This is a genomic window from Pseudomonas sp. R15(2017) (assembly GCF_002112685.1).
Lineage (GTDB): Bacteria > Pseudomonadota > Gammaproteobacteria > Pseudomonadales > Pseudomonadaceae > Aquipseudomonas > Aquipseudomonas glycinae.
In genome coordinates this window covers 51020-69969 of record NZ_NEII01000005.1, presented here as the reverse complement: position 1 = coordinate 69969, position 18950 = coordinate 51020, and the positions used below count along the sequence as shown (strand labels likewise).

13 protein-coding genes and 1 other RNA gene are annotated in these 18950 nt (G+C 57.3%); 9 read left to right on the top strand and 5 right to left on the bottom strand.

Annotated elements, in window-relative coordinates:
- Positions 1–4: 4 nt before the first annotated feature.
- Entirely contained in the window at positions 5–1408 is a 1404-nt protein-coding gene (locus CAF77_RS12050) for a sodium-dependent transporter (protein WP_085654572.1), read from the bottom strand.
- Positions 1409–1527: 119 nt separating this feature from the next.
- Here CAF77_RS12050 and smpB point away from each other — a divergent pair, with 119 nt between their 5' ends.
- Positions 1528–2010, top strand: coding sequence for an SsrA-binding protein SmpB (gene smpB / locus CAF77_RS12045; protein WP_007953781.1), 483 nt, complete (start codon positions 1528–1530; stop codon positions 2008–2010).
- 50 nt (positions 2011–2060) lie between these two features.
- Here smpB and CAF77_RS12040 read toward each other — a convergent pair whose 3' ends face one another.
- Positions 2061–2828, bottom strand: a complete 768-nt coding sequence (locus tag CAF77_RS12040) for an FCD domain-containing protein (protein WP_039769141.1) — start codon at positions 2826–2828, stop codon at positions 2061–2063.
- Between the two features lie 262 nt (positions 2829–3090).
- Between CAF77_RS12040 and CAF77_RS12035 the strand changes: the two genes are divergently transcribed.
- The 8 genes from CAF77_RS12035 to CAF77_RS12000 all read left to right on the top strand — a co-directional run bounded on the left by CAF77_RS12035 (position 3091) and on the right by CAF77_RS12000 (position 12148).
- Positions 3091–4785 (top strand): lactate permease LctP family transporter, encoded by a 1695-nt coding sequence (locus CAF77_RS12035; RefSeq protein WP_064382597.1) that lies wholly within the window; start codon positions 3091–3093, stop codon positions 4783–4785.
- A gap of 150 nt (positions 4786–4935) precedes the next feature.
- Positions 4936–5760 carry a (Fe-S)-binding protein gene (locus CAF77_RS12030; protein ID WP_085654570.1) on the top strand — a complete coding sequence of 275 codons (825 nt, stop codon included), beginning with the start codon at positions 4936–4938 and terminating at the stop codon, positions 5758–5760.
- On the top strand, positions 5757–7211 hold the full coding sequence (locus CAF77_RS12025) for a LutB/LldF family L-lactate oxidation iron-sulfur protein (RefSeq protein WP_064382599.1): 1455 nt from the start codon (positions 5757–5759) through the stop codon (positions 7209–7211). The genes CAF77_RS12030 and CAF77_RS12025 overlap by 4 nt, the downstream gene beginning before the upstream one ends.
- Positions 7211–7882 carry a lactate utilization protein C gene (locus CAF77_RS12020; protein WP_085654569.1) on the top strand — a complete coding sequence of 224 codons (672 nt, stop codon included), beginning with the start codon at positions 7211–7213 and terminating at the stop codon, positions 7880–7882. Before CAF77_RS12025 ends, CAF77_RS12020 begins: the two co-directional genes overlap by 1 nt.
- Entirely contained in the window at positions 7879–10701 is a 2823-nt protein-coding gene (locus tag CAF77_RS12015; protein WP_085654567.1) for an FAD-binding and (Fe-S)-binding domain-containing protein, read from the top strand. Before CAF77_RS12020 ends, CAF77_RS12015 begins: the two co-directional genes overlap by 4 nt.
- 130 nt (positions 10702–10831) lie before the next feature.
- Entirely contained in the window at positions 10832–11110 is a 279-nt protein-coding gene (locus tag CAF77_RS12010) for a hypothetical protein (RefSeq protein ID WP_085654565.1), read from the top strand.
- A 98-nt stretch (positions 11111–11208) separates the two neighbouring features.
- Positions 11209–11598, top strand: a transfer-messenger RNA (tmRNA) gene (ssrA, locus tag CAF77_RS12005).
- A 67-nt stretch (positions 11599–11665) separates the two neighbouring features.
- Positions 11666–12148, top strand: a complete 483-nt coding sequence (locus tag CAF77_RS12000) for an isochorismatase family protein (protein WP_085654563.1) — start codon at positions 11666–11668, stop codon at positions 12146–12148.
- 330 nt (positions 12149–12478) lie between these two features.
- Here CAF77_RS12000 and CAF77_RS11995 read toward each other — a convergent pair whose 3' ends face one another.
- Genes CAF77_RS11995 through CAF77_RS11985 form a run of 3 tightly spaced genes read right to left on the bottom strand, consistent with a single transcriptional unit; the run spans position 12479 to position 18448 of the window.
- Positions 12479–13747, bottom strand: coding sequence for a restriction endonuclease subunit S (locus tag CAF77_RS11995; RefSeq protein WP_085654561.1), 1269 nt, complete (start codon positions 13745–13747; stop codon positions 12479–12481).
- Positions 13740–15386 carry a class I SAM-dependent DNA methyltransferase gene (locus CAF77_RS11990; protein ID WP_085654560.1) on the bottom strand — a complete coding sequence of 549 codons (1647 nt, stop codon included), beginning with the start codon at positions 15384–15386 and terminating at the stop codon, positions 13740–13742. The genes CAF77_RS11995 and CAF77_RS11990 overlap by 8 nt, the downstream gene beginning before the upstream one ends.
- Positions 15380–18448 (bottom strand): type I restriction endonuclease subunit R, encoded by a 3069-nt coding sequence (locus tag CAF77_RS11985; RefSeq protein ID WP_256576151.1) that lies wholly within the window; start codon positions 18446–18448, stop codon positions 15380–15382. Before CAF77_RS11985 ends, CAF77_RS11990 begins: the two co-directional genes overlap by 7 nt.
- Positions 18449–18950 lie beyond the last annotated feature (502 nt).

Genomic DNA, 18950 nt, shown 5'->3' with positions numbered 1-18950 from the left:
AGCGTCACTTCCAGAGCTGGGCGGCAAACACTACAAGGATGCCGATGGGCGCCACATAGCGCATCAAAAATAGAGACAGGGCGAACAGCGCCGGGCTGCGAATCGACAATTCGTCACGCACCGCTTCACGCCCCATCACCCAACCGGCAAACAGCACAAAGCACAGCCCGCCGAGCGGCAACATGATCCGCGAGGTGAAGAAGTCGATCACACCAAAGAAATCCAGACCACCGGCCGCACCCCATTGGTAGAGATGGAACACCCCGCCATCGTTCACGAAAAATTTGGCTTCCTTCCAGATATTGAAGGAAAACACCGTGCCCAGACCGACGAACCAGCAGGTGAACGCCAACCAGAATGTCACCCACGTACGACTGATTTTAGTCCGCTCGACCAGATAGGCGACCATCGGCTCCAGCAGGGAAATCGCCGAGCTCCAGGCCGCGATTGCCACCAGAACAAAGAACACCACGCCCATCAACTGGCCGAACAGCACGTTACCGAAAGCAAATGGCAGACTGACGAACATCAGCCCCGGGCCTTCACTCGGGTTCAAACCACCGGCAAACACAATCGGAAACAAGGCCAGACCGGCCACCAGCGAAACAAAGGTATCGAGCAGTGCCACACCCACAACCGTGCCGGACAGCGAAGCTTCCTTGGTCATGTAGGCGCCGTAGATCATGATCGAGCCCACCCCAACGCTCAGGGAGAAGAACGCGTGGCCCATGGCCGGCAGCAAGCCGTCGAGGACTTTTTCCGGGTGGAAGTCGAACATGAAGTGCACGCCCTCCATGAAATGCCCGGTGGTCATGCTGTAACCCAGCAGCACCAGTACCATCACGAACAGCAGCGGCATCATGATCCGCAGGCTGCGCTCGAGCCCCGCGACGACGCCTTTGGCGATCACCACCGCAGACAGCAGCATGAAAACCGTGTGCCAAAGTGTCAGGCGCCAGGGGTCGGAGATGACATTTCCAAAATAGGCCCCGACCTGATCGGCCGTAGCCCCCTGAAAATCTCCGCGCCCCATATCAATGATGTAATCCAGCGACCAGCCGCCGACCACACTGTAGAAAGACAGGATCAGCAACGCCGTGATCATCCCGGCGAAGGCGCCCCACGACCATTTGCCCGAGTGCCCGGCTTCCCGCGCCAGCACCTTCAGGGCGTTCGCCGGACTCTGGCGGGCACGGCGGCCGATCAGGGTTTCAGCGAGCATCACCGGGATGCCGATCAGCGCGATGCACGCCAGAAACATCAGTACGAAGGCGCCGCCACCGTAGACCCCGACCATGTAGGGGAACTTCCAGATGCTGCCCAATCCCACGGCCGAACCGGTCGCGGCGAATATGAAAACCCAGCGGCTAGCCCAACTGCCGTGGACAGAAACCTTGTCTGTCGACATCGTTTATCACGCCCAAGCGTTAGAAAAAGAGGCCGCATTGTCCGGGATTCACTCAACCTGCTCAAGCACGCAGCATCACCGTAGCCGACAGCCGTTTATCTCCATATAATGCCGCCCCTATGGCTAAACAGAAGAAACACCCAACAGGGACCATCGCGCAAAACAAAAAGGCGCGACACGATTACTTCATCGAGCACAAGTTCGAGGCTGGTCTGGTCCTGGCCGGCTGGGAAGTAAAAAGTCTGCGGGCAAGCAAGCTGCAACTGGTCGACAGTTACGTGCTGCTCAAGGATGGCGAGGCCTGGTTGCTCGGCAGCCACATCACGCCTCTGATGACCGCCAGCACCCACGTCATTGCCGACCCGGTGCGTACCCGCAAGCTGCTGCTCAACCGCCGCGAGCTGGACAAGCTCGCCGCCGCCGTGCAGCAGAAGGGTTACGCCTGCGTGTGCCTGTCCTGGTACTGGAGCAAGCACATGGTCAAGTGCGAGATCGCGCTGGGCAAGGGCAAGAAGGAATACGACAAGCGTGATACCGAACGCGAACGCGACGCCGGTCGCGAGTTGCAGCGTGCGGTGCGCAACAAGGGCAAGGAAGACTGATTTTTCTGCCTGAATGACCGTTCCCGCGTCCTGCACGGGAGCGGTCATGTCTACATCCCTTTGCGTCGCTCGGCGCGAGCCATGCGTTGCACTTCCTGACGCACCTCTTCCAGCACTTCCTGCACATACAGAATGTGTCGGCTGGACACCTCACGCGCCTGTTCCGCGCGCCCCTCGATAATCGCCAGATACAACTCCCGATGCTGCGTGATCAGCATGTCGCGGGTTTCCGTGCGCTGCTTGTACATGCCGCCGATGTTGGTCACCACGTTGCGCTTGAGCAGATCGAACAGCCCGCGAATGGTGTGCAGCAACACCGCGTTGTGACTGGCCTCGGCGATCGCCAGGTGGAATTTCGCATCCGCCGCACCCTCTTCCGCCCGGCTCACTTCGTCATGACGCGAATAGCAATCCTGTAACTCCTCAAACGCCGCCGTCAGCCGTTCACGATCGACATCCGTGGCACGCAATGCTGCGTAATAGGCACACGATGCCTCCAGTGTGTGGCGAAACTCCAGCAGATCGCGCTGGGCCTCAGGATTGCTTTCCAACAATTGCAGCAGCGGATCGCTGAACGTCGAACCGAGGCTTTCCACGACATAATTGCCGCCGCCCTGCTTGCTGACCAGCAAACCCTTGGCCGCGAGTTTCTGAATCGCCTCGCGCAACGAGGGCCGGGAAACGCCGAACTGTTCCGCCAGAGTCCGCTCGGCCGGCAGACGCTCGCCGGACTTCAGCGTGCCCTCGAGAATCATCCCTTCCAGTCGCTCGACAATGTCATCAGACAAACGGCGCTGACGTATCTGATCAAACCCCATCACTCAACTCTCCACCATCCCGACCGCTCGCCGGGCTCTCTATTCTGGCCTATCGACGCTGCGCCGACACCTGCCAGATGACATTTGGGCGACCGGATCAGATCGAGCTCTGCACCGGTGATTCGACAAAAGTTTTAGGGCGGCAAATTGACACACCGACATCAAGGCTTTTACCCTAGCCAACAGCGATTGTAAATTGGTCTTACCAATTAACCAAGAACGCTGACAGTGCCTGACCAACAACAATTAGGGGCCACCCCATATGCAAACCTGGCAACAGCTCTACAGCCCGCTCGGCAGTCTCGGCGTGTCCGCACTCGCGGCCGTCATCCCCATCGTTTTCTTCTTCCTCGCTTTGGCGGTGTTCCGCCTCAAGGGTCATGTGGCCGGCAGCATCACGCTCGCCCTGGCTATCGCCGTGGCGATCTTCGCGTTCCAGATGCCGGTCGACATGGCGTTCGCCGCCGCCGGATATGGCTTCGCCTATGGTCTATGGCCGATTGCCTGGATCATTGTGGCGGCGGTGTTCCTGTACAAACTGACGGTCAAGAGCGGTCAGTTCGAGGTCATCCGCAGTTCGGTGCTGTCGATCACTGACGACCAGCGCCTGCAGGTGCTGCTGATCGGTTTCTGCTTCGGCGCATTCCTGGAAGGTGCCGCCGGTTTCGGTGCACCCGTGGCGATTACCGCTGCGCTGTTGGTGGGACTCGGTTTCAACCCGCTGTACGCCGCCGGCCTGTGCCTGATTGCCAACACCGCCCCAGTGGCATTCGGCGCACTGGGGATTCCGATCATCGTGGCTGGCCAAGTCACCGGCATCGACGCGTTCAAGATCGGCGCCATGACCGGCCGCCAGTTGCCACTGCTGTCGCTGTTCGTGCCGTTCTGGCTGGTGTTCATGATGGACGGCCTGCGCGGTGTGCGTGAAACCTGGCCGGCGGCGCTGGTCGCAGGCCTGAGCTTTGCCGTCACCCAATACTTCACTTCGAATTTCATCGGCCCGGAACTGCCGGACATCACGTCGGCCCTGGCCAGCCTGATTTCGCTGACACTGTTCCTGAAGGTCTGGCAGCCGAAACGTGCCGCCGGCCAGCACATCGTCGGCGCCGTGTCCGCTTCGGTGGTGACTGCCAGCGTCGGCGGTTTCGGCCAGAAGCGCACCACCGTCGCTTCGCCTTACAGCCTCGGGGAAATTTTCAAGGCGTGGTCACCGTTCCTGATCCTCACCGTGCTGGTGACCATCTGGACGCTCAAGCCCTTCAAGGCCATGTTCGCCGCCGGCGGCTCGATGTACGCCTGGGTGTTCAACTTCGCGATTCCGCACCTGGATCAACTGGTAATCAAGACCGCGCCGATCGTTGCCGCCCCGACCGCGATTCCGGCCGTGTTCAAACTCGATCCGATTTCCGCGACCGGCACGGCGATTTTCTTCTCCGCGCTGATCTCGATGCTGGTGCTGAAGATCAATATCAAAACTGGTCTGACCACTTTGAAAGAGACTTTCTACGAACTGCGCTGGCCGATCCTGTCGATCGGCATGGTGTTGGCGTTTGCCTTTGTCACCAACTATTCCGGCATGTCCTCGACCATGGCTCTGGTGCTGGCGGCGACCGGCGCGGCGTTTCCGTTCTTCTCGCCTTTCCTCGGCTGGCTCGGCGTGTTCCTGACCGGATCCGATACCTCATCCAACGCCCTGTTCAGTTCGCTGCAAGCAACCACCGCACACCAGATCGGGGTCAACGACACCTTACTGGTGGCGGCCAACACCAGCGGCGGCGTGACCGGCAAGATGATCTCCCCGCAATCGATCGCCGTGGCCTGCGCCGCGACCGGTCTGGTGGGCAAGGAATCCGATCTGTTCCGCTTCACCCTCAAGCACAGCCTATTCTTTGCAACGATTGTCGGCCTGATCACCTTGGCCCAGGCCTACTGGTTCACTGGCATGCTGGTGCATTAAGACTACAAGCGACATGGAAATAACCGACGCCGGTTCGTGATTCCGGCGTCAGCAATTCACAACCCGGTCTGTAAGGCTGCTGAAAGCAATGCGTTCTATATTCGGCAGCCTCAACAGACGGATAACCGGGCCCACCCGGAGACACGCCTGATGAGCGAGCTTTTTTACAACGCTGTGCCCAACGCTACTCGCGTCGCACCGCCACTGCCCGAACCCCGGCAATATCCCAGCGAGAAACCGTCGCGGGTTTACCTGTTCGGCACGTGCGTGGTCGACCTGTTCTACCCGGAAGCCGGGATGGACGCGATCCACTTGCTGGAACGCGAAGGCATCCGGGTCGACTACCCGCAAGGGCAGAGCTGCTGCGGACAACCGGCCTACACCTCGGGTTACACCGAGCAGGCACGGACGGTGGCGCGCTCGCAACTGGCGCTGTTTGCCGGGGACTGTCCGGTGGTGGTGCCGTCGGGTTCGTGCGCCGGAATGATCCGCGAGCATTACGCCGACTTGTTCAAGGACGAGCCGGAAACGTTGAAACAGGTTCAGGCCCTCGCGGCCCGAACCTATGAGCTGGCCGAGTTTCTGCTGTTCGTCTGCAAGGTGCAGCTCAAGGACAGCGGCGAGCCGGTCAAAGTGGCGCTGCACACCTCGTGTTCGGCGCGACGGGAAATGAACACCCACCTGCACGGCCGCGAGTTGTTGGCGCAGTTGAGCAACGTGGAACGGGTCAACCACGATCACGAAAGCGAATGCTGTGGCTTCGGTGGGACATTCAGCGTCCGTATGCCAGACATTTCCGGCGCGATGGTGGCTGACAAGACCCGGGCGTTGAAGGAATCCGGCGCGCACCAGGTACTCAGTGCCGACTGCGGCTGCCTGATGAACATCAACGGCTCGCTGGAAAAACAGCAGGAAGCACTGCGCGGGCAACACCTGGCGAGCTTTCTCTGGCAACGAACCGGAGGTGCGCGATGAGCACTTCCACGATTATTCCTACGGTTGCCGTAGAAGAAGATTTCCGCACCCGGGCACACAACGCCCTGGGCGATTCGCAGTTGCGGAACAACTTCCGCACCGCGATGGATTCATTGATGACCAAGCGGGCAGCGGCTTTCAGCGATGCCCACGAAAGAGAACACTTGCGCGCCCTGGGCAACTCGATCAGGGCGCGTGCGCTCTCCAAGTTGCCCGACCTGCTCGAGCAACTGGAACAGAACCTGACCCGCAACGGTGTGACAGTGCACTGGGCGGAAACGGTGGACGAGGCCAATGGCATCGTCCTTTCGATCATCCGCGCTCACGAGGCGCGGCAAGTGATCAAGGGCAAATCGATGGTCAGCGAAGAGATGGAGATGAACCATTTCCTCGAGGCTCGGGACATTGAATGTCTGGAGTCCGACATGGGGGAGTACATCGTCCAGCTCGACCACGAGAAGCCTTCACACATAATCATGCCGGCAATCCACAAGAATGCCGGTCAGGTCGCGTCCTTGTTCCACGACAAACTTGGCGTGGAATACACCAAGGACGTTGACCAACTCATTCAGATCGGTCGCAGGGTCCTGCGGCAGAAATTCTTCGAAGCGGACATCGGCGTCTCCGGCGTCAACTTCGCCGTGGCCGAAACCGGCACCCTGCTGCTAGTGGAAAACGAAGGCAACGGCCGCATGACCACCACCGTGCCACCGGTGCACATCGCCGTCACCGGCATCGAAAAAGTCGTGGAAAACCTGCGCGACGTGGTGCCGCTGCTGTCATTGCTGACTCGCTCGGCGCTGGGTATTCCGATCACCACCTACGTCAACATGATCTCCGGCCCGCGCAAGGAACATGAACTCGACGGCCCGCAGGAAGTGCATCTGGTATTGCTCGACAACGGTCGCAGCCAGGCGTTTGCGGACAGCGAACTGCGCCAGACCCTGAACTGCATCCGCTGCGGCGCCTGCATGAATCATTGCCCGGTTTACACCCGCGTCGGCGGCCATACCTATGGCGAGGTTTACCCCGGCCCGATCGGCAAAATCATCACCCCGCACATGGTCGGTCTGGCGAAAGTCCCGGATCACCCGAGCGCGTCTTCTTTGTGCGGCGCCTGCGGTGAAGTGTGCCCGGTGAAGATTCCAATCCCCGCGTTGCTGCGGCGCCTGCGCGAAGAAAACGTCAAAGCCCCGGACGCACCGCATCAGGTGATGCGCGGTCAGGGCAGCAAATACTCGCGCAAGGAACGTTTCATCTGGAACGCTTGGGCGAAGCTCAACAGCTCGCCGACTTTGTATCGACTGTTTGCGTTTTTCGCCACGCGCCTGCGCGCCCTGGCGCCGAACAACGTCGGGCCGTGGACGCAGAATCACAGCGCACCGAAACCCGCCGCCCGCTCATTGCATGACATGGCTCGCGAACACCTGGCCAAACGAGGAGACCGTTGATGAGCGCCAAACAAAACATCCTCGGCAAGTTACGGAAGAGTCTGATCGGCACCACACCGATTGCCGACAACTTTGACGTCGATCTGGTGACCCAGCCTTACACCTACAGCGCCGAACAACGGATCCCGCAACTGCGCAAACTGATGGAAGCGGTGCACACCGAAATCCACCTGACATCCGCTGATGGCTGGCCGGTGCTGCTGGCGCAATTGCTGCGCGACCGTCAGTTGCCGAGCCTGTTGATCGCACCGACTACACCCCATGGGCAGCGCATCACACAGCACTGGGCGAACAATCCTGATCTGCCGGCGCTGAAGTCCTACGACCGCCCGATGGAAGAGTGGAAAGCCGAGTTGTTCAACGACACCCCGGCCAGTCTGACCGGCACCCTCGGCGCCATTGCCGCCACCGGCAGCCTGATTCTCTGGCCGACCCGCGAAGAACCACGGTTGATGAGCCTCGTGCCGCCGGTGCATTTCGCCCTGCTCAAGGCCAGCCAGATCCGCGACAACTTCTATCAGGTGCAGCAGGAATTCGAGTGGGCCCAAGGCATGCCGACCAACGCGCTGCTGGTGTCCGGCCCGTCGAAAACCGCCGACATCGAACAAGTCCTGGCCTACGGCGCCCACGGACCGAAAGACCTGGTGGTGTTGATCCTGGAGGACCAATGACCTTACCGGCGACTTTCCTGCGCGATGCGCAGCAGCTGATTCCGGCCGAACGGCGTTTCGACGATCCGCTGTCTACCCTGGCCTTCGGCACCGATGCCAGCTTCTACCGGTTGATTCCGCAACTGGTGATCCGCGTCGAATCGGAAGATGAAGTGGTGGCGTTGCTGAAACTGGCCCAGCGCGATCAGGTCCCGGTGACCTTCCGCGCCGCCGGCACCAGCCTGTCCGGCCAGGCGATCAGTGATTCGGTGTTGATCGTGCTTGGGGATAACTGGAACGCACGTGAAATTCGCGGCCAGGGCACACAGATCCGCCTGCAACCGGGCGTAATCGGTGCCCAGGCCAATGCATGGCTGGCGCCATTCGGGCGCAAGATCGGCCCGGATCCGGCGTCGATCAACGCCTGCAAGATCGGCGGCATTGTCGCCAACAACGCCAGCGGCATGTGCTGCGGCACCGCGCAAAACACCTATCACACGCTGGCCGGGATTCGCTTGGTGCTGGCCGACGGCACGCGACTCGACACCGAAGATGCCGCCAGCGTCGAGGCGTTTCGAGTCAGCCACGGTGACTTGCTGGAACGTCTGGCGGGCTTGGGCCGCGAGACCCGCGCCAATGCCGAACTGGCCGCGCGAATCCGCCACAAATACCGTCTGAAAAATACCACCGGCCTGTCGCTCAACGCCCTGGTGGATTTCGATGAGCCTGTGGATATCTTGAGCCACTTGCTGGTCGGTTCCGAAGGTACACTCGGCTTCATCAGCGCGGTGACCTACGACACGGTGATCGACCACCCGAACAAGGCTTCGGCGCTGATCGTTTTCCCGGATGTGGAAACCTGCTGCAACGCCGTCACCGTGCTGAAAAGCCAACCGGTGTCGGCCGTGGAACTGCTCGACCGCCGCAGCCTGCGCTCGGTGCAGGACAAACCCGGCATGCCGGCTTTCGTACAGCAGCTGTCGAACAATGCCTGCGCGCTGTTGATCGAATCCCGCGCCGCCTCTTCCACTTTGCTGCAGGAACAACTGGCGCAGATCATGGCGTCGCTCAGCGGCTTCCCGGTGGAGAAACAGGTCGACTTCACCGAAGACCCGGTCGAAAACGCCCGCCTCTGGGCGATCCGCAAGGACACCTTCCCCGCCGTCGGCGCCGTGCGCAAGACCGGCACTACGGTGATCATCGAAGACGTCACCTTCCCGGTGGAACAACTGGCCATCGGCGTGAACCGTCTGATCGAGCTGTTCGACAAACATCACTACGACGAAGCGATCCTTTTCGGACACGCGCTGGAAGGCAATCTGCACTTCGTCTTCACCCAAGGCTTCAACAGCACGGAAGAAGTCGCACGCTATCAGGCGTTCATGGACGATGTGGCGCAACTGGTGGCCGTGGAGTTCGGCGGTTCGCTGAAGGCGGAGCACGGCACCGGACGCAACATGGCGCCCTTCGTCGAACTGGAATGGGGCAGCGACGCCTATCAATTGATGTGGCAGCTCAAACGCCTGCTCGACCCCAACGGCATTCTCAATCCGGACGTGGTGCTCAGTGAAGACCCGCAGATTCACCTCAAGCACCTGAAACCGCTGCCGGCGGCCGACGAGATTGTGGATAAATGCATCGAATGCGGTTTCTGCGAGCCGGTCTGCCCCTCGAAAGGCCTGACCCTGAGCCCGCGCCAGCGCATCGTGATCTGGCGCGATATTCAGGCGCGAAAGCGCGCCGGAATCGACACCACCGAGCTGGATAAAGCCTACGAGTACCAAGGCATTGATACCTGCGCCGCGACCGGTTTGTGTGCGCAACGCTGCCCCGTGGGAATCAATACCGGCGAGCTGGTGAAAAAGCTGCGCAGCCGTCACGCAACCCATACGAAAACCGCCAACCTGATCGAAGGAAATTTCGCCACCACCCTGCAAGGTGCGCGTTTCACCCTGCATGTGGCCAACGGAGCGCGGATTTTGATGGGTGCACCGCGCCTGGCGAAGCTTTCAGCGACCCTGACGCGGCTGTCCAAAGGTCAGGTGCCGCTGTGGACCAACGCGATGCCGCAACCGGAAAAAGCCATTCGCTTCAGTCCGGCCGTGTCGGACGAACGCCCGCGCGTCGTGTATCTGGCAGCCTGCGTCTCGCGTGTGATGGGGCCGACGGCGGGCGACAAGGAGCAGATGTCGCTGTACGACAAAACCCGTGGTCTGCTGGAGAAGGCCGGTTATCAGGTGGTGTTCCCGGACAATCTGGACAACCTCTGCTGCGGCCAGCCCTTCGCGTCCAAGGGCTATGCCGAACAGGCCGAGCACAAGCGTCAGGAACTGATCGGCGCATTGCTTCAGGCCAGTCGCGGCGGCCTCGATCCGATCTATTGCGATACCAGCCCCTGCACCTTGCGACTGGTGCAGGACGTGGGAAATGTTCGCCTGGATCTGTATGACCCTGTGCGATTCATCCGTACGCATCTGCTGGACCGGCTCGACTTCACGCCCCAGGAAGCACCGATTGCCGTGCACGTGACATGCAGCACTCAGCATCTCGGGGAGAGCCAGGCGCTGATCGAACTGGCGCGCAAATGCAGCAAGAACGTGGTGATCCCGGAAGGCATTCACTGCTGCGGTTTCGCCGGCGACAAGGGTTTCACCACGCCGGAGCTCAACAGCCACTCACTGCGAACGCTCAAGGATGCGGTGCAGCATTGCAGCGAGGGGATTTCCACCAGCCGCACCTGTGAGATCGGTCTGACGCAACACGGTGGAATCGACTACCACGGTCTGGTGTATCTGGTGGATCGGGTGACCCAAGCCAAAGCCCCCGCAACCGCCCTCTGAAGAAAAATAGAACCCTTGCGAGCGACCGCAGTCCACAGAACAGGCCCCGAACAATCGGGGCTTGTCCTCCATTCGGTTGCCCGTCCTGACGGCCAGCGAAGTCTGGATCCCTCAGTTCAAGGAGATACACATGAAGCGTTCTGTACTGTTAGGTCTGTTCGTTACTGCCTCGATGATGGCTTCCACTTCGTTCGCCGCAGACAAGCCTGCTGACTTGTGCGACGCCAACATCCAGGAGATCAATAATCTCAAAGGGCAGTTGTCATCGTCCCCGGAAAAAACCCAGATGGTTGAAACCAGCCTGAGCAAGGCCCAAGCCCTCAAAGCTCAAGGCAAAATTGATGACTGTGTGGCAGAAACCTCGCAAACCAAGCTGGAGCTGCAGAAAGCCAGCGGCACCAACAACTGATCGATGCTGACGGGCCAACCTGCGGGTTGGCCTCGTCGGCAGATTGACGTACACTATGCACGCTTGTTGCCTGATCAGATTTACTAGGCAATGAGTTCGGGGCCGTTTAGGATTCGACGCCGGTTGCGAAACTCTAGGTGCATGCCGACTTGGTAACAGAAGTCGTAAATCCACTGTTGCAACTACTTATAGTTGCCAATGACGACCAATACGGTGCTGCTCTCGCTGCTTAATTGCAGCTGACATGCACTCCTGGTACCTTCGGGTCCAGCAATCATCAGGGGATGTCTGTAAACCCGAAATGATTGTCATATAGAACAGAATCGCCGTGCAGTACGTTGTGGACGAAGCGGCTAAAACTTACACAACTCGCCCAAAGCACCCTGCCCGTCGGGTCGCTGAGGGTTAACTTAATAGACACGGCTACGCATGTAGTACCGACAGCGGAGTACTGGCGGACGGGGGTTCAAATCCCCCCGGCTCCACCAACTCTCAACGACAAGGCCCGCCCAGTGCGGGCCTTGTCGCATCTGGAGATTCATCCCGGGAGACCTCATGCGCCAGGCACTGCTGATCATCGACGTCCAACCCTGCTTCTCCCCGCCCCAATGGCTGGTCGACGGCATTCAATCGCTCATGGGCAAACTGCCCAGCGTCGCCACGGTCGAGCGCCATGATGAAACCCGCACACCGTTCCAGCGTCAGCTCGGCTGGCACCCGGCGGCGGATGACGACAGCCTGATCGCCGCAGACCGCATCTTCATCAAATACGGCTACGCGCCCTCCCCGGACACAATCGAATACCTGAGAAGCCTGAATCTGGATCGCGTGTTGGTCTGCGGCCTGCAAACCGAAACCTGCTGCCTCGCTGCCGGGTTTGCGTTGTTCGATGCCGGTTTGCAGCCGACGTTGCTCACGGACCTGACGGTGTGCTCGTCGCTGGATCGTTCGGGTGGGCTGGGGGTGCGATTGTGGGAACATCACTTCAAGCACACGCTGACGTTGAGTGAACTTCGCTCCTGTCTGCAGGCGTCCTAGGAAATTTCCCGCAACCCGCGTCGACTTTCATGAACTGGTTCAAGATGCTTCCAAACGCTAGTCTTCGCGCTCCGCTGCAACCCGGCAGATGGTTTACCAAAGGAATTCGCCGGGAGCCTGAAACCATGGAGCCTTGTCATGAGAAAGACACTCGAAGACAAATGAAAAAGGGAACAGATTGATTTCGTTCAAAATAAATCTGTCCCCTTTTCTGTCCCTTTTCTCGCGTATTCCCGTACACGCTCACTCGCCAATCATATCAATGAAAACTAGAAGCTTGGCCGCGATGTTGAGAGTGCGCTTTCGTGTTTCCAGTCACGGCAGACCACTTTACGCTACCGAGATCTGGCCATTCATCAGCATGGGCAGCAGCCAGTCGCGAAGCTGAGCGAGTTGCAGGTTTTCTTTCGTGTTGTTGGCGATTTTCTCGAACACGGGCTCAACAACTGCTGCAAATTTCTCGATGACATCTTCCGTTGGAATTGCCAAGCTGGTCAGCTCAATATCATTCGAGACGATGGAGTCGAAAACAGAGCCCGAGGATTTCACCTGAAGGTGCTGGATCAACTCCTTGGCCAGAAAGAACAGAAATGTGTGACTGATTCCAGGCTTGGCGCGCAGAGCGTAGCAGGATTGATTCATCGCCATATCGACGCCGGCAAGCACCAGCTTTCCCACGGAACCACGCGCTGTTATGAAAACAGTATGCTTGCCAAATAGCTGGGTGCTGCTGCCTTTTAGTCCTTTTTCGGTGATGTGATCTGCCGTCGAAAACTTGAAGATGGGTCCACCGGCATCGGTTGGAGTAAAAAAGGGAATATCCCCCCCCCAATACTCAGGTTTCTTTTTCGTGGGTGTGCCACCACCAAGCAGTTCAGAGACGGCCAGAATGCTTGAGTCTGTCCATCCGTCTGGAACGCCCCGTTTAAGTTTTGAGTTGTAGACCAACCTACCCCCGGAGGATTTGTAGGGTCTGCCGTTGGCACCAGGGAAATCGAACTGCACGAACCAATAGTCGTAAATCGTCTTGGCCATGGCCTCAAGTTCAACGTTGATTCGATTGTTACAGTCGATCTTGGCGTCGAGGGTAGAGAGGACGGCAGCGATTTTTTTCTGTGTCCCTTGGCTGGGAACATTCAAGGGTACATTAGCCAGAATTGCAGTGTTCAGGTTGGGCATTGTGGCACCAACCGCTTGATTGACGATCCAGCTTTGATTCGAGGGGGTGCTAAGGTGATAAGTTAGAAACTCAGGGTCAATCATCTTCCCAGGGCGAACAAGAAGACAACCTGTTCCGCAAAAATAACCAACCTCAGTTTTCCTGATTAATGCTTTTTGAGTTACATCGCCTCTCCTGCTATAGACAATGTCTCCTTCTTTCACCAAGTGCTTAGATAGGCGAGTAGCATCTTGCTCCGAAATGAACGCGATGGAGGACAAATCCACCCGGTTACTTTTCATGTTTGCAGGCATGATACAAGGTACGCCTACGTCAACATAATCAGCAGCGTGTAACTGACTACCAAACGGACCTGTTTGAATTTTTCCACCGCCGGCAGAGACAATCTCCCCAAGCGTTGTTTGGCGCCACTTACTCATACAACAACCCCACCAACTGCTTTTTGATCTCCCGCTCTAGCCCCGCAGACTCCTTGAACAGCCTGTCCAAATTGTCGCTAAACCCCTGCATTTTTGCGGTGAACTGCTTTGGCGTCAGATCTGAATACTCAATATTTACCTCGAAATACTGCCCAGCACTCAAACTGTAGTTTTTGGCGGCGATCTCGGAATAATTCACCACTACCGAAAAGTCTTCTACTGCCTGCTTGGCGTTGAAAGTCGCGATAATGCGGTCTTCCTCGGCTTCTGATAGCAACGTTTTCTGATTCTTACCGTCTTTGACCTTGGTGCCTAGGTTGGAGGCATCCAGTAGCACTACGCCTTCTTTACTAGCATCGTCGATAAACAGAATGGACACATTAGTGCCAGTAGTGGCGAAGATGTTGCTCGGCATCGACACCACGCCGGCCAGCATTCGGTTGTCCACTAGATGCTGGCGAATTTTCTTGTCGATACCGCTTTGAGCAGTGATAAAGCCGGTCGGCACTACTACGGCGGCTTTACCACCAGGTTTCAGCGAGTAGATGATGTGCTGCAAAAAGAGCTGGTAGATAGCCATCTTGTCCATGGCCTGCTTGGGAATATTTGGTACCCCGGAGAAGAAGCGCTCTTGATGCTCCTTGCTATCCAGCTCGTTACGGAAATCGCTGAAATCCATCTTGAAGGGCGGATTGCTGACGATGTAATCGAATTTTTTAAGCGACTTGCCCTCCCGGTGGTAGGGGTGGAGCATAGTATTGCCCTGGATGATATTGGGGATGGAATGCACCAGGTTGTTGAGGATCAGGTTCAAGCGCAGCAGACTGGATGATTTTTGCGAAATGTCCTGCGAGTAAATGCTGCAGCGCTGCTCGCCGATGGCGTGGGCGATGTTCATCAGCAAGGTGCCGGAGCCGGCGGAAGGGTCGTAGCAGCTTACGTTCCTGATTTTGCCGCGCACATTTTCGGGAACCAGAATGGCAGCCATGATCTTGGCCACGGCGTGTGGGGTGTAATACTCGGCGTATTTGCCGCCACTGTCCTTGTTGTAGTCCTTGATTAGATATTCGAAAAGCGTGGAATAGAAGTCGTACTTCTGAGTAAAGATGCTCTCAAAGCTTCTCTCTAAACTGAATTCCACCAGTTTGTTGATCAGGGCACGGCAAAAATCGTCGCGCTTGGATGGGTCAGAGATGTATTCGCTAACGCGATCAAACAACGTGACCTTGGCTCCACCATCGGTTTTCACCGCGAAGATCTCGTTGTTAGTAATGGCGATGTCGCGCAGGGTGTCATCAAACAACTTGGCGAATTCAGGCTCATTCTGCCGACCGAAGAGATGCGCGAGAAAGTGATCAGGTTTCAGACGCGGCGTGTCCGGCCCCAACTGCAATTGCAGCATTTCCAGTTCATCAGCGCTAAGACTAGCCATAGCCTGCTCCCAAGTGAGGGCTTGGCTTAACTCAGGACGGATTTTCTTGGCTTCGAAAGTGAATTTGTCGTTGAGGAACTTATAGAGAAAGACCTGGGTGATGATCTTGAACTCATTGCCGTCGTTGCCCAAGCCATAGGCAGCGCAGATGCTCTTGAGGCTGTCGATCAGTTGGCGAGTGCGTTGCTCAAATTCCTGCGTTACCACGTACGTGTTCCTATTCGAGTGCCTGAGGCAAATTCATTGATGTATTCGGCCACCACCAACTGGTTGATGGCGCGGGAAGCGTCTGGAGTGAGCTGAATTTTCTGGCGATTTTGGAACTCGCCAATCACCAGCGGCATCACCATTCCTTCAAAATAGCTTTCATTATTCATTAGCTGGGTGTTCTGCAGCACCTGCTCGTCGGCCTGTTGTTTGACGCCGGAGAGTGCCTCAAACAAACGGCGTTCGGTTTGTGTGAGGCCGCCGCGCTCTTGCAGCCGCTTGTGGATGCGCGTGTATTTGGCGTCACCCTGGTACTTAGCGCGCAGCAGGTTATTCTGCCGATTAAGCTCTTTGACCTGGTCGTGAATTGCGTTAAGCGCGCCGATGTTGGCGGTCATTTCGTCCTGGGTGACTTCGTTAAGTTTCTTCTTCTTGAACAGCCGCTCCAGTTCTTCCCTCAAAGTGATGAACTTGGGATCTTGCTGATCGAAATTGTCGGCTAGGGCCTCACGGGTTTGGCGCAGGGTGTTTTTGAGCTTGTCAGCCAGTACCAGCTCTTCTTCCCGGATTTTTGTGAACATGAACAGCACATCTTCCAGCGCCACGTTGAGCAGGTTGCTGGTGTCGGTATTGGATTCGATGCTCTCTTTTAGGTTGAGCATGTCGAGGTGGTTGCATGTTTCACGGAAGAGTTGGTTGAGCTTCTGAAAATCAAGCTGCTGCAGGAGCGCATAGTCGCCCTGCAGGCGAATCAGGTTATAAAGGCTGCGAGCGTCGGCTAGTGCCTTCTTGAGCGCCAGCACTGTGGCGCGATCCTGAATTTGGGTAATCTGCCGCGAAAACTCTTCGGCGTTCTCGATGTTGAAGCTAAACAGAATGTCCTTGATCGCTTCGATTTCCTCGGCGATTTCTTCAGCGGATTTGAACAGATTGGAGTAGTGCTCGACCTCGTCGCCCAACTCGGCCTGCAGTTCGTCGAAATAGGCCCTGTTGGTGGCGTCGAACTCCTTGCGGATGTCGGCGAAATCGACCACGTAGCCGTAGCGGAAATCCTTGTAGGTACGATTAACGCGGGTGAGCGCCTGCAACAGGTTGTGCGAACGGATCACTCGGCCGAGGTAGAGTTTTTTCAGGCGCTTGGCATCGAAGCCAGTGAGCAGCATGTTGTAGACGAACAGCAGGTCAATTTTTCCTGCCTTAAAGTTTTCCACCCATTGCTTGCGTTCTTCTTTGCTTCCTACGTCATGCAGAATCAACGCAGCGTTTTTCGCCTTATTTTCCAACTGAAAGCGGGCGGCATAGCTTCCGGGCTGCTCGGCGGCGATCAAGGCCTGCGAAGAGTTCAGCAGGTTGGGGCTGGGCCAGCCCTGGTTGGCATGAACAGCATTGAAGATCTCGAACATCCGCCGGGCCTGTTCGGCGCTGTCGCAGATCACCATACCACCGATGCTGGCGTCGGCTAGCGCACCGCGGCTCTTTTCGAAATCACGCACGATGTATTCGAGCATAGGCTCGACGAACTTCGGGTGAGAGTAGACAAGCTTACGGTCAATGTCACCCTGTTGCAGTTCTACAGCGGCCAGCGCTTCCTGAAGGACCAGTTTGTAGTTGGTGGCAATTTCTTCACGGATCAGTCGCAGGGTGTAGCCGTCTGCGATGGATGCGTTGTAGTAGTACTTGTGGATGTAGTCACCGAACAAGGCCCGGGAATTGCGATCTTCACCTAACAAAGGGGTGCCGGTAAGGCCAATCTTGATCGCGCTGCGGTCTGACTGGCTGAGGTTGGCGAGGAAACTGCCCTGAGGGTTGTAGCTGCGGTGAACCTCATCAAGGAAGTAGACGCGCTGGATGTTTACGTCGTAGTCCTCAGTACGCACCACGTCCGGGTCATCCTGGAATTTCTGGATGTTGACCACAGTGATCTCTGACCTGCCGCTGTGGTTGTGCAACACCTGGGTGGCCTTGATGTCGCGAGCGAAGGCTTCACGACTGTCGATGCTGTGAACGATCAGCCCGCGCCCGGAAAATTCGCGCTGGGCCTGGGTGAGCAGATCGAGCCGGTCGACGATGAAATAGAACTTGGGGATTATCCCCTGGCGCTGGAAGTAGTCCGTCAGAAAGCGGACGTTGTAGTAGGCAAGCGCGGTTTTGCCGCTACCCTGGGTGTGCCAAATGATGCCCTTGTGCACACTGGCATCGAGCTTCCTCTCAATCGCCTTAGTTGCGAAAAGCTGCGGATAACGCATGATGTGCTTTTGCAGTCCGTCGGCCTCGTTGACATAGACGAGCGCAAAACGCAGTAGAAAAGCCAGGCGTTGACGGCTGAAAAGTGACGTGCAGATACGATTGGTCGGCGCGTCGGGATCCTTGTTACTGAGGAACTCCGGACTGTGCTTGATGACGTTGAGATTGTTGTCGCGCAGCACCGCGTTCTCGATGTCGTCATCTTCTGCGTTCAGCAGCTCGGCCAGATTCAAGGCTTCCTCTTCACGGAAGTAGTTGAAGATTGGCGAGCCATACGAAGGGCTAGCATAGAATGCACCTTCGATTGGCTGCGGCGAGCCGTCTTCATACTCCATGTTGTTGGAGAAGACCATCAACTGGGTAATGTTGATGAATCGACGGAAGCGCAGATTGCGGCAGCGCGTGATGATACGGTTGCGCTCGGCTAGCACGCCTTCGCGGTTGTTAGGCTTCTTGACCTCGATAAAGGCCAGCGGCATGCCGTTGATAAGTAGGGTGATGTCGGGCCGGAATTCATCATCACCATTTCGGCATGGCAGCTCGGTCACAACGTGGAAGCTGTTGTTGTCGAAGTTCTCGAAGTCGATCAGACGGATGCCAGTGCGCTCGGTGAGCCTGTCGTAGAACGCTTTTCCGAGGTCTTCGTTGTCCAGCAAGAGCTTGACTTCAGCAAGCAGGCGGTCGATGTCACCAACTTCCACGCCAGGGTTAATCCTGGTTAGCGAAGAACAAAAAATCGCCGGAAAGATGTTGGTTTGCTCATCCCAGGAAGCCCCCTTCAGAGAGAGATAGCTGTAGCCCAGGCGAACAAGATGCAAGGGATCTTGACGCGCGAATCTTCACTGAAAACCATCAGGGGTACTCTTCCTTAATGCAATGCGCGAGTTACGTTGCGCTACGGTCTCGAAGAAATCACCCACCTCACCAGCCCCCGCTCGTCCAACCCGGAGAACTGAAACGTCAGGTCTGATAACGATTAGCTAAGATGCCTCACCGCCCGCACCAGCAATAAGTGCATGTTGGCCACGGTAGACCTCCTCAGCCATCCATTACGAGGACGATGGATTCTACCAGCGCAGGGTACAGCCTGACAGGCAGGACTCACATCTAATCCTGATTCCAAAGCGTGGACTTCGGAAACATACAGGTGATTTAGTAGACTTTCAGTATTCCAACTGGTACTCCAGCCAAAAAAAATCGAGATAGACGCGATAAATCAATAGTTTGCTGAGCAAATTCAAATCCCCCCCGATCCACCAACTCTCAACGACAAGGCCCGCCCAATGCGGGCCTGGTAACATCTACACTCCCTCATCCAGA

What these genes read in the sequence shown, in the direction of transcription:
- CAF77_RS12050 (WP_085654572.1), bottom strand. Translation starts at nt 1,408, where the DNA reads ATGTCGACAGACAAGGTTTCTGTCCACGGCAGTTGGGCTAGCCGCTGG.
- CAF77_RS12035 (WP_064382597.1), top strand. Translation starts at nt 3,091, where the DNA reads ATGCAAACCTGGCAACAGCTCTACAGCCCGCTCGGCAGTCTCGGCGTG.
- CAF77_RS12010 (WP_085654565.1), top strand. Translation starts at nt 10,832, where the DNA reads ATGAAGCGTTCTGTACTGTTAGGTCTGTTCGTTACTGCCTCGATGATG.
- CAF77_RS12000 (WP_085654563.1), top strand. Translation starts at nt 11,666, where the DNA reads ATGCGCCAGGCACTGCTGATCATCGACGTCCAACCCTGCTTCTCCCCG.
- CAF77_RS11995 (WP_085654561.1), bottom strand. Translation starts at nt 13,747, where the DNA reads ATGAGTAAGTGGCGCCAAACAACGCTTGGGGAGATTGTCTCTGCCGGC.
- CAF77_RS12020 (WP_085654569.1), top strand. Translation starts at nt 7,211, where the DNA reads ATGAGCGCCAAACAAAACATCCTCGGCAAGTTACGGAAGAGTCTGATC.
- CAF77_RS12015 (WP_085654567.1), top strand. Translation starts at nt 7,879, where the DNA reads ATGACCTTACCGGCGACTTTCCTGCGCGATGCGCAGCAGCTGATTCCG.
- CAF77_RS12025 (WP_064382599.1), top strand. Translation starts at nt 5,757, where the DNA reads ATGAGCACTTCCACGATTATTCCTACGGTTGCCGTAGAAGAAGATTTC.
- smpB (WP_007953781.1), top strand. Translation starts at nt 1,528, where the DNA reads ATGGCTAAACAGAAGAAACACCCAACAGGGACCATCGCGCAAAACAAA.
- CAF77_RS12030 (WP_085654570.1), top strand. Translation starts at nt 4,936, where the DNA reads ATGAGCGAGCTTTTTTACAACGCTGTGCCCAACGCTACTCGCGTCGCA.
- CAF77_RS12040 (WP_039769141.1), bottom strand. Translation starts at nt 2,828, where the DNA reads ATGGGGTTTGATCAGATACGTCAGCGCCGTTTGTCTGATGACATTGTC.